Source organism: Novosphingobium malaysiense (genome assembly GCF_000802225.1).
GTDB classification, from domain to species: domain Bacteria; phylum Pseudomonadota; class Alphaproteobacteria; order Sphingomonadales; family Sphingomonadaceae; genus Novosphingobium; species Novosphingobium malaysiense.
On the sequence record NZ_JTDI01000004.1, the window covers coordinates 44361 to 57581 of the forward strand.

General features: G+C 61.9%; 12 protein-coding genes. 5 read left to right on the forward strand and 7 right to left on the reverse strand.

All coding sequences use genetic code 11. The annotated features are described in order from the left end of the window. Positions 1-6 precede the first annotated feature (6 nt). Both LK12_RS14535 and LK12_RS14540 read right to left on the reverse strand, forming a co-directional pair. Positions 7-2481, reverse strand: a complete 2475-nt coding sequence (locus tag LK12_RS14535) for a PhoX family protein (RefSeq protein WP_039285555.1) — start codon at positions 2479-2481, stop codon at positions 7-9. Positions 2482-2604: 123 nt separating this feature from the next. Beyond that, entirely contained in the window at positions 2605-3357 is a 753-nt protein-coding gene (locus LK12_RS14540) for a Crp/Fnr family transcriptional regulator (RefSeq protein ID WP_231568364.1), read from the reverse strand. Between the two features lie 221 nt (positions 3358-3578). On the opposite strand from LK12_RS14540, the gene LK12_RS14545 reads away from it, so the two are divergent. The 4 genes from LK12_RS14545 (at position 3579) to LK12_RS14560 (ending at position 7911) form a co-directional block, all read left to right on the forward strand. Beyond that, a complete protein-coding gene (locus LK12_RS14545; RefSeq protein ID WP_052223436.1) occupies positions 3579-4202 on the forward strand; it encodes a biliverdin-producing heme oxygenase in 624 nt (207 codons plus the stop codon). Continuing rightward, complete coding sequence (locus tag LK12_RS14550; protein ID WP_039285557.1) at positions 4195-6762, forward strand: HWE histidine kinase domain-containing protein; 2568 nt, start codon at positions 4195-4197, stop codon at positions 6760-6762. Before LK12_RS14545 ends, LK12_RS14550 begins: the two co-directional genes overlap by 8 nt. Before the next feature lie 90 nt (positions 6763-6852). Further along, positions 6853-7335, forward strand: a complete 483-nt coding sequence (locus tag LK12_RS14555; RefSeq protein WP_039285560.1) for a hemerythrin domain-containing protein — start codon at positions 6853-6855, stop codon at positions 7333-7335. Positions 7336-7431: 96 nt separating this feature from the next. After that, positions 7432-7911 (forward strand): pyridoxamine 5'-phosphate oxidase family protein, encoded by a 480-nt coding sequence (locus LK12_RS14560; RefSeq protein WP_231568365.1) that lies wholly within the window; start codon positions 7432-7434, stop codon positions 7909-7911. 95 nt (positions 7912-8006) lie between these two features. Here LK12_RS14560 and LK12_RS14565 read toward each other — a convergent pair whose 3' ends face one another. From LK12_RS14565 to LK12_RS14575, 3 genes are read right to left on the reverse strand one after another with little or no spacing between them, the layout of a single operon-like run. Continuing rightward, entirely contained in the window at positions 8007-8276 is a 270-nt protein-coding gene (locus LK12_RS14565) for a hypothetical protein (RefSeq protein ID WP_039285566.1), read from the reverse strand. Positions 8277-8306: 30 nt separating this feature from the next. Further along, positions 8307-8726 (reverse strand): response regulator, encoded by a 420-nt coding sequence (locus tag LK12_RS14570; RefSeq protein ID WP_039285569.1) that lies wholly within the window; start codon positions 8724-8726, stop codon positions 8307-8309. 21 nt (positions 8727-8747) lie between these two features. Continuing rightward, positions 8748-9398 (reverse strand): sigma-70 family RNA polymerase sigma factor, encoded by a 651-nt coding sequence (locus LK12_RS14575; protein WP_039285572.1) that lies wholly within the window; start codon positions 9396-9398, stop codon positions 8748-8750. A gap of 464 nt (positions 9399-9862) precedes the next feature. Between LK12_RS14575 and LK12_RS14580 the strand changes: the two genes are divergently transcribed. Beyond that, positions 9863-10660, forward strand: coding sequence for a response regulator (locus tag LK12_RS14580; RefSeq protein ID WP_039285574.1), 798 nt, complete (start codon positions 9863-9865; stop codon positions 10658-10660). A 33-nt stretch (positions 10661-10693) separates the two neighbouring features. Here LK12_RS14580 and LK12_RS14585 read toward each other — a convergent pair whose 3' ends face one another. Together LK12_RS14585 and LK12_RS14590 are read right to left on the reverse strand one after the other, a co-directional pair. Continuing rightward, a complete protein-coding gene (locus LK12_RS14585) occupies positions 10694-11104 on the reverse strand; it encodes a hypothetical protein (protein ID WP_039285577.1) in 411 nt (136 codons plus the stop codon). A gap of 245 nt (positions 11105-11349) precedes the next feature. Beyond that, positions 11350-13032, reverse strand: a complete 1683-nt coding sequence (locus tag LK12_RS14590) for a CHASE domain-containing protein (protein ID WP_039285579.1) — start codon at positions 13030-13032, stop codon at positions 11350-11352. Between the last annotated feature and the right edge of the window lie 189 nt (positions 13033-13221).

Here is a 13221-nt window from a genome sequence, read left to right on the forward strand (position 1 = left end):
AGCCTCTTAGAGGCCGATTACGCCACCATCGTCCTTGGTGATAGCAATCACGGCCGAGCGCGGGCGCACGGTCGTGGCAGTGGTACCGGCCTGGCTGTCAGGCCAGTGGCTGGTCGGTGCCGCGGGCGTGCCATCCTCGCCCGGGTGCTGGATGCCGACGAACAGCGTGCGGCCATCCGGCGTCATGTCGATGCCGGTGATCTCGCACTCGGCGGGCCCGACCAGGAATCGCCGCAGGTTGGCTGCCGTAGCCGGGGTACCGGCAATGGTCGCCTGCTGCGCCGTCGCGCCGGTCGAATCCTTGTTGGTCAGCGTGACCGCGCTGCCATCGCCCACATGGCCCGGCAGGGCCGCGAGCAGCATGCAGTTGGTGCGGTCGGTCATCGCCCCATCGTCGGTCTCGATCCAGAGAACCGGATTGATCTGGCCCGCGGGATTGGAGTCGCGCGAGAAGTACAAGCCATCCGGGCTCGAGAAGTCGTTGTCCGTGGTGAGACCCGAAACGTTGACGCTGGCATCCGACGGAAAGTCGGTTGCATCGGCACCGAACAGGTAGATGTCCCAGGCGAAGGTCGTGGCGGCGGTGTCGTCGCCATCCTCGCGCAGGCGGATGATGTGGCCGTTGGGGTTGCCGTAGCTGGTCGAGCCCGAGAGCTTCGGGTCGCCATAGTGGCGCGGGTTGGCCGCATCGGTGCCGTCAAGCGGACGGTTCGAGGCGTTGTTGTTGGTAAGCGTGAGATAGATCTCGCCAGTCACCGGGTTGCCAGCCGTCCATTCCGGGCGGTCCATCGGCGTTGCCCCAAGCGCGTCCGCGGCGAGACGCGCGTTGATCAGGATATCGGCCTGATCGGCAAAGACGTATTCCGGCGTCGTGCCGACGGCGGGACGGTTCGGTACCGAACCGAAAACCAGAGGCAGCCACGTGCCCGTGCCGTCCGCCTCGAACTTGGCAACGTAGAGCGTGCCGTTGTCGAGATACTTGTCGCCGACCGAGAGACGATCCGATGCATTGGCATCGCCTGCATCCCACGTGGCGTTCGAGACGTACTTGTAGAGGTACTCGCGGCGGCTGTCGTCGCCCATGTAGACACCGACCTTCTGGCCGGCAGCGATCCGCACGAAGGCACCTTCATGGCCGCAGCGGCCAAGGGCGGTGCGTTTGCGAGGGGTCGAATTCGGATCGTAGGGATCGATCTCGACCACCCAGCCGTACTGGTTGGGCTCGTTGCGATAGTCGTCGGCAGCCGTCGCACCGGTGATCGTCGCATTCCACTTGGTGAACATCGGATCGGTCGAGGCGACCGTCGACCAGGCATAATTGCCGGTCCGTACCGAGACGCCGTAGCGCGCCAGTGCAGTGAGTTCGCGCTCGGTGCGCAGCGCCACGTCGGCAGCGTCGCGGCGGAAGTAGCCGGCCCAGTTTTCCTCGCAGGTCAGGTTCGTACCCCAGCCGGAAATGCCGTTGGCGCAGTTGTTGATGGTGCCGCGACCGGCAGTCCCGTTGGCCGAGTAGGCCGTCGCCAGCATGGCCGAACCGGCGGCGGGCCCCATGATCTGCATCGGCGTCATCGGCGTGATGCGGCGGTTGAAGCTGCTGTCGGCCACGTACGTCCACTGCCGGTCGCCGCCATCGACGTATTCGGAGACGGATACACCGTGCGCTTCGATTTCCTTCTTGGCCTCGTCCGCAGGGCGCGGGCCGGTCGAGACATTGGTCGGGCCATTGGGATGCAGATACTGGACATTCAGGTTCTCGTGGTTCTGCACCATCAGGCCGCGCGTCGAACTGCCGTCGTCCCGCGTGCCGGACGAGGACAGCCCGAAGAAGTGCAGAGCGTCGCCATGGTCGCCAATGCGCTGGGCGAAGTCGCCGTCGGTGCCGTCATTGGCATAGGCCCCCACGCCTGCGGCCAGCGGATCGCCGAGGCGGGTCATGATAGTGACGGTGTAGCCCGAGGGGACCGCCACGATGTCGTCAAGGCTGTGCGCAACGGCCGAAAAGCCGAGAACGGCCGGCGAGACGCGGATGGTCGTCGTCGCGTTCGCGGCCTCGCCATCGGCGTTCTGCACCGCGAAACCGAAGGTGAGGTCTGTCGCGGTCTCGACGGCAGGCGCTATGAAGGTGGCGGTAAGCCCATCGACCACGAGGTCGACGTCCGGCCCGCTATTCTGTGCCCAGGCCGACGAGGTGACGTTCGCATCGCCTGCGGTAACCGAGCCCGTGAGGATCACGACGCGGCCGGCGCTGGTCGCCGCGTTCTGCCCGGCAGACACGACGAGGGTCGATTCGCTGTTGTCTTCATTGCACGCGGCCAGCATCGTCGTTCCCATCAGGGCGAGGCTGGTGGCCTTGGCCCCGCCGAATATGGCCTGGCGGCGCGAGTATCGCGCGTCGGCAAGAGTTTCCAGGGAGACGGAAGTAGTCTGGTTGGTGTCGACGTCGCCGTCGGTATAACCGTTTTCTATGAGAGTATCGGACATCTAGGTCACAGCCCCGCTCTAGTGTTAGCGGCGACTCTGCTAGAGTTTTAAATTGGCAGTTTGGCGTCTTTACTATGACAGGTTTCGGACAGTTGGGGATTCGAGAGCAAACGCTCCTCCTCCTCAGCGAGCGGATGCGTATACGCCGCCCAGCACTTGGTCGAAATGCGCATTCACTTGGTCGTTGCAGCTACACGCACGTCCCCGCAACCCGTCCGGATCGAGCACTTCGATGCCGCCCCTGCGCGTGCGCACGAGCCCGTCGCGCTTGAACCGTTGCAGGACGCGACTGGCATAGCTGCGTCCAATGCCCATCATCGAAGCCAACTGCTCCTGGGTCATCGCCACGTCGGTCCTGCCGGTGCGCTCGATCGCCGCCCCCAGCCACTTGGCGGCGCGATGCTCGATGGTGTGCACTGCGTTGCACGCGATCGACTGGAACACTTGGGCCATCACGCAGTCGGCATAGCGGGCGAACAGGTTGGCAATGGCCGGACTGGCGCGCTTTGCAGCTTCGAGGTCGCGCATGGCGATACGTCGGAAGAGGCCCTCATGGAGAACATTGGCACGGGCGTAGGAAGGCAAGGTTCCCTGACTCACAATTCCTCCAAGTGCGCCCTCGCGACCCACGAGAATGGTCTCCACGGCAGTTCCGTCGTCGAGCTCAACGAAGAACGAACTCAGGGCAGATCCCGTAGGTAGATAGCAGAATTCCACGGTGTCGCCCGGTTGGTAGATGACGGAACCCGATTTCATCCAGCCGTTGGTGCAATATTGCTCGAACAGCGCCCGCTCCTCGGGACGCAACACGTCCAGAAGGTCGCTCCGTGGAGCAACGGCTGTCTGGGCCAGGGGCTGGGATGTGAACTGCGGCATGTGTGGCATCCTCAAGGGGCGTGCGGCTTCAACATGACCATCAACCCCTGCCCGCCGCTACGGTTCCATCGCTGCGTACAAAAGTGAACAGACGCCCTCTCGACGAAGGTTTATGCGTTCCCGTGGAACATTTCGCCAACCGGCGTGTTGGATTTGCCGGTCGTGATGGCCAATCGACCAACAGTTATCCTTTGTGCGGGAAGTCTATGCGTATCAGCGCAATGCAACATGCTGTAGGCGGCGGTCGAGCGGCGCGCACGTCGCCGGACATGCTCGCGCTCCTGCGCGAACGCACGGGGCCGTCCCATGAACGGTTGGATGCCGCTTTCGGGTCGCTGGTGCTTGATCGTCGTGCTGACCTGATCCGGTTCCTCTCGGCTCACGCGATAGGGCTGGCACCCTTGCAGGCAGTCTTCCGCCGGTTCGTCGAAGAAGAATTGGGACTGGCCGCGCCCGACTACCTCGACATGCTGCGCGACGATCTTCACCGGCTCGGCATGAAATCCGCCGCCCTGCCCACACTTGCCACTCCGCCCGAAATCGCCGCGTCCGGAAGCGCCGCAGGCGTCGGTTATGTCATTGCCGGCTCGCGTCTCGGGCTCGCGGTGATCCGGCGCCAGGGGTACTGGGGCGAACAGCAAGGCTTTCGCTCCCGATACATGGAAGACGACAGTGGCCCCGCCTGCTGGAAAGCGTTGCTGCCCTGGTTACGGGAACACGCCTTCACCGCGCTTGATTGCGAAGCGGTGCCAGCTGCCGCACTCGCAAGTTTTGACACTTTCGCCCGGGCATTTGCCGTCAGCCCCGCCGAAGAGAGCCTGAAAGAAATGGGGGTCGATGGCTGAAGACATGCATCAGGTGGACCTGACCACCTGCGATATCGAACCGATCCACATCATAGGCCGCATCCAGAGCTTTGGCTGGCTCATGTCGTTCGCGGACGACTGGATCATCAATCACGTCTCGCACAATTGCGAAGACCTGTTCGGGCATTCGGCTGAGGACATGGTCGGGCTTGCTGCCACCGACTTCATTCCCTCCGGCACAATGCACGATATACGCTCGCGCCTGCAGCTGGCCGGGGATGCGAACACGGTCGAGCGGTTGTTCGAAATCGACCTGCTGGGCGACGGGCGCATGTTCGACATTGCCGTCCACCGCTCGGGGCGATCCTTCGTCGTCGAAATCGAGCCACACGAAGCCGGACACCGGCGAGATTACGTCTCCTATGTCAGGCCGATGATCAACCGCCTGCGCGAAGCCGACAGCGTGGAGCAATTGTGCTCCAGCGCAGCGCGCCACTTACGCGGTCTGACGGGCTTCGACCGTGTGATGGTCTATCAGTTCAACGAGGACGGCGCCGGAGAAGTCGTTGCCGAGAGCCTCAACGGAACGGTCGACAGTTTCAGGGGCCTGCATTTTCCAGCCTCCGACATACCGGCGCAGGCACGACGGCTCTACGCCAAGAACATGTTGCGGATTATCAGCGACGTCGACGACCCGACCGTCGCGATCCACCCGGCGACCGGGCCCAACGGCGATCCGCTAGACCTGTCGATGTCGGGATTGCGCGCGGTATCGCCCATTCATATCGAGTATCTGCGCAACATGGGCGTAAAGGCGTCGATGTCCGTCTCCATCATGCGCCGCGGAAAGCTGTGGGGCCTGATGGCCTGCCATCACTATTCGCCGCTCACCTTGTCCTATTCGGTGCGCACCGCCAGCGAACTCTTCGGTGAATTCTTCGCCTATCTGCTGGAGCAGAAGGAGACGGATGCCGCGCTGGAAATGCGTTCGCGTTCGCTGCGGCTGCATGACCAGATCATGGCGAGGGTCGCAGGGGGCGGCTCACTGCTCGAGGAGTTCGACGGCTTCGCCGAATCGATCCGGACCGTCATCCCCTTCGACGGCGTTGTCGGCTGGTTCGACGGGCGGTTCGTAAGCAAGGGATCGACTCCCGACCGGGAGCAGTTCGCCAAGCTGGCCCGTTTCCTCAACACGGCAGGCGCCAGCACCGTCTGGGCCACGGACAATCTCTCGGCGCTGTTTGCTCCGGCAGCGCAATGGTCGGACAAGGCGGCGGGTCTGCTGGCTCTGCCCGTAAGCCGGACACCGCGCGACTACATCGTCCTGTTTCGCGAAGAACAGGCGCGCGAAGTCAATTGGGCCGGCAATCCGGAAAAGGCGATCGAGCTGGGCCCGAACGGCGCCCGCCTCACCCCGCGCAAGAGTTTCGAGCTCTGGAAGGAGGAACGAAGCGGCTACTCGCGGCCATGGACGGTCGAGGAAACCTCTGCGGCCGAAGCGCTTCGCGTGACCCTGCTGGAAGTGGTGCTGCGCCTGTCGGATGCGGCAAGCCTGGAGCGGGCACAGGCGGGCCAGCAACAGGACATGCTCATCGCGGAACTCAATCACCGCGTGCGCAACATCCTCAATCTCATCCGGGGGCTCGTTTCGCAGAGCAAGGAAGGCGCAAGCACCATCGACGAGTTCGCCGAACTCGTCGGCAGCCGCATCCATGCCCTTGCTCGCGCCCATGACCAGGTAACGCGCCGTGACTGGTCGCCGTCTTCGCTGTACGACCTCATCCGCACGGAGACCGCCGCTTACGCCAGCCACAGCGCCGATCGCGTGATGATCGACGGTCCCGACGCACTCATCGCGCCTTCGGCATTCACCACGCTCGCGCTTGTCGTGCATGAATTGATGACGAACTCGTGCAAGTACGGCGCGCTTTCAGATTCGCGAGGCGGGGTCGCCATCACGATCGGGCGCAACGATGACGGGGCACTGGAAATAGACTGGCGCGAACATGGCGGACCCGCAGTCAAGCAGCCCACGCGCCGCGGCTTCGGGTCAGCCATCATCGAACGCACGATTCCGCACGAACTCGGCGGATCGGCGTCGGTGATCTATCCGGAAGAAGGCCTCCACGCGTTCTTCCTCGTCCCTGTCGACCACATATCCACTTTCGAAACACCGAGCGCCGCACAGCGCGATCTGGTGCACGAACCGCCCGAGGTATCCGAACTCATGCCAAACGCCGCATCTGAAGTCGCATTGATCGTGGAAGACAACGTGATCATCGCCATGGAGACGGAAGACGTTCTGCGTGGTTTTGGCTTCAACGACTGCCGCGTCGCTGGCTCGGTTAACGCGGCACTCGCGATCATCGAGGAAACATCGGTGGCTTTCGCCATGCTGGACGTGAACCTGGGCAAGGACACCAGCGAACCCGTTGCCTCGAGGCTGCTGGAGCTGGGCATACCGTTCATATTTGCCAGCGGCTACGGGGATACCTCGATGCAGGCCGAGCGGTTCAAGTCGGTTCCGATCGTGACCAAGCCCTACAACGAAGGCGACATCCGCAGGGCGATAGCGCAGGTCATGCGCTCCGACGCCTAGGTTCGCCGCCGGTTCGGTTGCACTGCAACCACGGCCGCCCGTGGTCGTTTTATCGATGACGAACGCGATCTATCAAAGGAGCCGCCGACGATGGCAGATGCATTGATATTCAAGGACCTCAAAAGCGACCATGACCAGCATCGCAAGTTGCTCGAGGAACTGGGCGAAACCCATGGCGATACGCCTGAGCGCCGGCAGCTTTTCGAGCAGTTGCGAAAGGAGCTCCAGGCACACGCCGCGGCAGAAGAGGAATCGCTCTATGCAACGATGCTGGCTTGCCCGGAGCTTCGCGACGAGGCGCGCCATTCGGTGTCCGAACACAAGGAAATCGACGACTTTCTCGGCGAACTGATCGAAACCGACATGAGTTCGAGTGCGTGGCTCACCAAGTTCAAGGAAATGCGCCACCGCTATCTTCACCATATCGATGAAGAGGAAGAAGACATGTTCCCCGCCGCGGCGAAGACCTTGTCAGCAGAGGCGGAGCAAAGGCTCGCCAAGGTGTTCGAGAAGCGCAAGCCAAAGGAACTTGCGAATGCCGAGGCTGAAAAGCCCGGCGACGAACGCGAATAACCCATGCGGCCAGCCGTTCCCTGCAGGCCATTACTGTGGGGAACGCGGCGGGTACGGGCGCGTTGATTCCACGAGAGTCCAATCAGGAGAGCTATTGTGGAAACCAAATCAATGGACAGCGACGTCCGCGAAACATTCTGGAAGGCCTTTGCCGCCAGCCCGTTCATCATGATGCAGCTCGAAGGTGCGCGGCATCATGCAGAACCCATGACCGCACAGCTCGACAAGAGCGCGCACCACGCGATCTGGTTTTTCTGCAAGCGCGACAACCGCATTGCCTCCGGCGGCAAGGCGGTCGGCCAGGTGATGACCAAGGGCCACGACGTTTTCGCCTGCATCGACGGTACGCTGGTCGAAGAGACCGACGCCGGCCTTCGCAATCAGCACTGGAGCAATGCGGTGGAGGCCTGGTTCCCCGACGGCAAGAGCGATCCGAGCGTGATGATGTTGCGCTTCGATATCGCCGATGGCGAAGTCTGGACTTCCGACATGGGCCTGAAGGGCGCCTACAAACTCGTTTCCGGAAAGAAGATCCATCCGGATGAAGCGGGCGAACATGCCGTCGGCCCTGTCTGATCCAGCCTCTCCAGGTCGGAGCAAACGCGGAAAAGGGGAGGAGGACCTCGGTCCCCCTCCCCTTCTCGTTTGTCAAATGGATTGGTAATTTCGGATCACTCGGGCTTTCGCGGACGCTTCGACAGCAGATAGCGCCAGACGCCGATGCAGTTGATCACGAAGAGGATGAGGTTCTGCGCCCCGATCCCCTTTGCATCCTCGTCAAGAAAGCCCCAGGCTATGAGTGCGAGCGAACTCGTAACGAATATGACGAAGCCCCATCCCGTCCAGCGCCGTCCAAGGTCCAGTGAGACGACCAAGGCAGCCAGCGCACCTGCGCCGGCGCCGTAGTACTGCAGGGCTTGCAGGACGGCTTCACTTGCCACGAGGCTTGTGCCCTTTCCGCTTTTGGCCGGTCAGGCCTGATTGAGCGGTTCGAGCTCCGCCGGACGATTTGTATCCGGGCACCCCGCCAGGACATAGGCGATTGCAGCCAGGATGGACTCGCGTGTGAAAGGTTTCTGGACGATGCCTACAGCCGTCGGTGCAGGCGATCCGATCTGCTTGGGATTGGCCGTAACGTAGATGACGCGCGCCCCGAACTGCAGCGCCAGTTGCCGGGCGACTTCGGGCCCGGTCAGGCCGTCCCGAAGGTTGAGGTCGACCAGCGCGACATCGGGCGCATCGCCCAACTTGGCCAGCGAGGCGGCGTCGGGCACGGTGCCGATCACGGCGTGCCCGCCATCCTCGAGAATATCTTCCAACTGCAGCGCCAGCAGGAACTCGTCCTCCACGATGAGGACCTTCCCGCTATCAGCTACCGTAGCAGCACCCACGGTTCAATCTTCCCTATTGCATCAAGCGGCAACACGGCCGCTCTCGTCGACGTTCGCAATCTTCTCCAATTCAGCGAAGAATGCGTCGATCGCTTCGCCCTTCAGGACGAAGTTATGGCGGAAGTCGGGAAGCTGGCCCGACTCGATGACATTTGCGAGCATCGCGCGAGCGCGACATATCCGGCTCTTCACGGTGCCAAGCGCAATGCCGCAGATCTGGGCGATTTCTTCATAGGAGAGATTGCCAGCAGCAACCAGCACCAGAGCCTCCCGATATGTTTCGGGAATGGCCGTCAGCGCGCGGATCACGTCGCCCAAGTCGATGGCGCTTTCCTGGCTGGCCTCTGCGCAAAGAATGCGCTCGGCGGCGATCTCGTCATACTCCCCATGGAAACGGGCCCGGCGAGCTTCGCTATAGAAATGGTTGCGTAGGATGGTGAAGGTCCACGCCTTGAAATTCGTACCCGCAGCATAGCGGTCACGCGCAGCCCAGGCGCGCAGCATAGCCTCCTGGGCCAGATCGTCGGCACGATCCCGGCAGCCGCAAAGACCGCGAGCAAATGCACGCAGATGCGGGGCTACGTCGGACAGTGCCTGCTTGAACTTGCGATCACTGAGAGCTTTGGCCGGTGCCGCCTTGGTTTCCGCTCCGGCTTCGGTTGCTACGGTCATTCGATGCCCTCCTAAATAACCAGATGACAAGCAAACGCCGGTCGGACGAAAAAAGTTCCCCAATCACGCAAGGGACCAACAAGGCCGAGCTACGCAACGCGCTTTAAATGCTAGGAAATCCAGGGCTCGCACATTATTTTCCGGCACAGCCACAATGAAAAAATTGCGGTCCAGCAGGAACAAGTGTGCTCCAGAAACTTTGAGGCCTCCGTCCAGATATTTCTGGACGGAGGCCTCCGGGATCGGGTCACCACCGGTTGCGGGGGGTGGGGTGGGGGGAGCCAGTGGTGATATGAGGCAAACGTGGAATGCGTGAATTTGGTTCCCGGGAAAGAGGCACGGGAGAAAAAATTTTGCGGTTGCCCTATGCTCGCACTGGAGTCAGACCTTTACTCCGGGTGGCGGCGCATAGCGCCATTTTGAACGTACAAGATCATTCGACCCCCAAATCTTGAGGAATTTCAATGTCCGTCTCCGATCAGATTGCTGTTCAGTTGCCCTATTTGCGCCGTTACGCGCGCGCGCTCACCGGTTCGCAACACTCTGGCGATGCGTACGTTCGCGCCACTCTCGAAGCCGCGCTCGCCGACCAGCCCCTGCGCGAGGAGATCGCCGAAAGCCGGGCAGCCCTGTACGCGACCTTTACCCGTATCTGGTCCACCGGGCATGTCGAGGAACCGACCGCGGAGCTGCGCAGCGACAGCGCGCATGAACAGGCCGCCAAGACGCGCCTGGCCACGATCGCGCCGACCCACCGCCAGGCATTGCTGCTGACAACTGTGGAGGAATTCACGCGTGAGGAGACGGCACAGATCCTCGGCGTGACCGAGGAAGAGGTCGACGTGCTGATCGCCCAGGCCGTGCGCGAGATCGAAGGCGAGAGCCGCACCAGCGTCCTGATCATAGAGGACGAGCCGCTCATCTCGATGCAGCTTGAAGGATTGGTTACGGATCTCGGCCACGACGTCGTCGGCACTGCGGCCACTCATGCCCAGGCGCTGGAAATTTTCGAACGTAGGCCGGCTGGCCTGGTCCTGGCCGATATTCAGCTTGCCGATGGCAGCTCGGGAATCGATGCCGTGGAAGACCTTCTCAAGTTCGGCGACGTACCGGTGATCTTTGTTACCGCTTACCCCGAACGCCTGCTTACCGGAGAGCGGCCCGAACCGACCTATCTGGTCACCAAGCCGTTCCAGGAAACAACCGTTCGCGCCGCGATAAGCCAGGCCCTGTTCTTCGGATCGAGCAAACCGCTGAGTTGATCGAAGACAGATTTAGGTTCGCGGTCGGAGCGGCTAGAGGGCGTTAACGGCTTCGTGGTAGTGATCGACGACCGACAGCGCCAGGGCGCCGACGAGCGCCAGGGCGAAAGTGCTTCCCGATGACGTCGATTCACCTCGCTGTCCGAACAGCCGCACGGTAGCAAGGTGTCGCCCCGGTCCTGGTGACGACGTCATCATGCGTGCATCGCTCGGTAACAGGCCCAGGGCCGCCGATTCGAAGGCGCCCATGGACACGTTTCGCATGACGTCGGCCTCGCGGTCCGGCGAAAGGCGTTCGCCCGCCAGCCCTTCGGGCCGCATGCGCATGAGCACGCCCATCGCCCGCACATAGCCGGCCTGAGCCTCGGCGTTCGCAGCCGTCGAGGAGAGAGCAAGGTTGTCCACCTCCGCTAGCCACTCATTGAGGCAAATGGCTGGTGCCATGGGCTTTTTTCACTCCTCGGTCGCTTCAAACTGAAAATCGCCCCGCAGAAGTCTTTTCGCACCACCACCATTTTCATTGCTGCAAGCCGCACATACGTGCTTCTACATATTTATCAGATGGTTTCGCTCGCGACCAAAACCCGTCGCCGGTCGGTCTCGATTAAAAATGGTGCCGACGGCAACCGGACCCGCGAGCGGCACCCTTGCTTCGAGCCAAAAGGCAGAACGTCAGCCGCCAGAAAAATTTACGTCTCCAGATCGGCTTTCGCGGCCTTCTCGGCCCTGAGAGTAAATTCCCGGGCCGCGCGGACCGGTACTTTGAGGCTGCACTCGACCCCGCCCGGATTGAACTTCAGATCCACTTCGGACTTCAGTTCGTGAACGACGATCTTTTCAATGAGATCGCGGCCGAAACCGCGTTTTTGCGGCTCGGTCACCGGCGGTCCGCCCTCTTCCCGCCAACGGATTTCGGCACACTCGGGAGAAAGCAGTTCCCAATCCACGTGGATGCACCCTTCTATCGTGCTCAAAGCACCGTATTTCGCCGCGTTGGTCGCCAGCTCGTGAATAGCCAGTCCGAGCGACATCGCATCGTTCGGAGCAAGCTTGATGCTTGGGCCCGCCATTTCCACATGGCTTTCATTGCCCTCCATGTAGGGCGCCAATTCGGACCGGACGATGTCGCCGATAGCAGCATTGCCCCAGTCGGATTGTGAAAGCAGGTCATGCGTTGCCGAGAGCGCCCGGATGCGCGCCGTGAGGCTTTCGGTAAAGTCGTCGATATCCGTGGCACGGCGGCGCGTCAGCGCCGCGATCGACAGGACATTTGCCAGCGTGTTCTTGACGCGGTGATTGAGCTCACGTGTCAGCGAATTGCGAATGGAGGACTGACTGGTCAACCAGTCGAGCACGCGTCGGTCTTCAGCCGCGCGCCGGGTGATGAGACGACCGATCGCCATGACCATGAGAGAGGCAATCGCCCCGAAGAACAGGGTGATCCGGGACAGGGGCGAAAGAATCCCCCCTTGCTTGTCACTGACTTCGACGACCCACGAATGATTGCCCACGTCTATCCGCCGTTCCATCGTGGTGCCGGTCCGCCCTTCTACGCGGCGTTCCGCCATCAGGTTTTCAGGCGCGACGTGATCGTCGTAAATCGCCACCTCGATCCCGTTGTTGCGATAGAGTTCACTTGCAGAATTCAGAAAACTCTCTGCCTGGAACGGGCTGTAGACAAAGCCCTTCACACTGCCCCTGCTGCTGCCCGCGTACTTGACAGGCATGTATATGAGAAAGCCCGCGGCGTCGGGTCGATGTCTGTCCTGGACAAGGTGGACCATGCCCGAAGCAACGGGCCTGCCCAGTTCCATGGCCTTCTCCATCGCCGCCCGTCGCACGGGATCCGCAAACATGTTGTAGGAAAGGGCGCGGCGGTTGTCCGGCGTTGCCGGTTGAAGGTAGACGATCGGCGTGGCGTAGACGTCGTCGGGTTCCGGGCGGGGGTATGTCACGAAATCGGGCCGGCCCTCCGTATGAATCTTCACTTCCAGCGGCACGAGATCATCGACCGGCACCAGCGGTGCCCATCCCATGCCCAATGACCCGTAAAGCTTGCCGTCTCCCTGAAGATCGTCGGCAAATTCGCTGAACTGGTCTTGGGTCACATCCTCCTGGGTCGCAAACAGCGCAGCTCCGGCCCGCAGCAGGGCGATGTTCTCGGTAATCCGGCGCTGCAGCGCGGAGGCGGTCTCGGTCAGATTGCGATCGAGTTCAACCTGGCGAGTTTGCCGGTCGGCCCGCTCGATGGCCATGACCGAGACCGCCGTGGTGATGCTGGCAATAAGGAAAAGCAGGAAAGGCCAGCCACGCGGGTATTTGTGAATCCACGCCTGCTTCTGAACCCTGTCGAGCAAAGCCTGGTCAATCACCCCGCACCATTCACTCTCCTGGACCCGCCGACCGGCGACCCGATACGCCGCGGCGCCCATATGCCAACTCTTTGCAAACAGGGGAACCTTGAAGCCAGTGAAATGTTCCCATCTGACAAATGTTCGTGTGCCTTGGTGTCGACTGGCCCGTGAGTGCGTGTTTGCGACGCGGGTAGAGGGGCTTGACCG

Excerpts from the sequence above, each read along its gene's own strand:
- LK12_RS14535 (WP_039285555.1), bottom strand. The coding sequence starts at position 2,481 with ATGTCCGATACTCTCATAGAAAACGGTTATACCGACGGCGACGTCGAC.
- LK12_RS14540 (WP_231568364.1), bottom strand. The coding sequence starts at position 3,357 with ATGCCGCAGTTCACATCCCAGCCCCTGGCCCAGACAGCCGTTGCTCCA.
- LK12_RS14545 (WP_052223436.1), top strand. The coding sequence starts at position 3,579 with ATGCAACATGCTGTAGGCGGCGGTCGAGCGGCGCGCACGTCGCCGGAC.
- LK12_RS14550 (WP_039285557.1), top strand. The coding sequence starts at position 4,195 with ATGGCTGAAGACATGCATCAGGTGGACCTGACCACCTGCGATATCGAA.
- LK12_RS14555 (WP_039285560.1), top strand. The coding sequence starts at position 6,853 with ATGGCAGATGCATTGATATTCAAGGACCTCAAAAGCGACCATGACCAG.
- LK12_RS14575 (WP_039285572.1), bottom strand. The coding sequence starts at position 9,398 with ATGACCGTAGCAACCGAAGCCGGAGCGGAAACCAAGGCGGCACCGGCC.
- LK12_RS14580 (WP_039285574.1), top strand. The coding sequence starts at position 9,863 with ATGTCCGTCTCCGATCAGATTGCTGTTCAGTTGCCCTATTTGCGCCGT.
- LK12_RS14585 (WP_039285577.1), bottom strand. The coding sequence starts at position 11,104 with ATGGCACCAGCCATTTGCCTCAATGAGTGGCTAGCGGAGGTGGACAAC.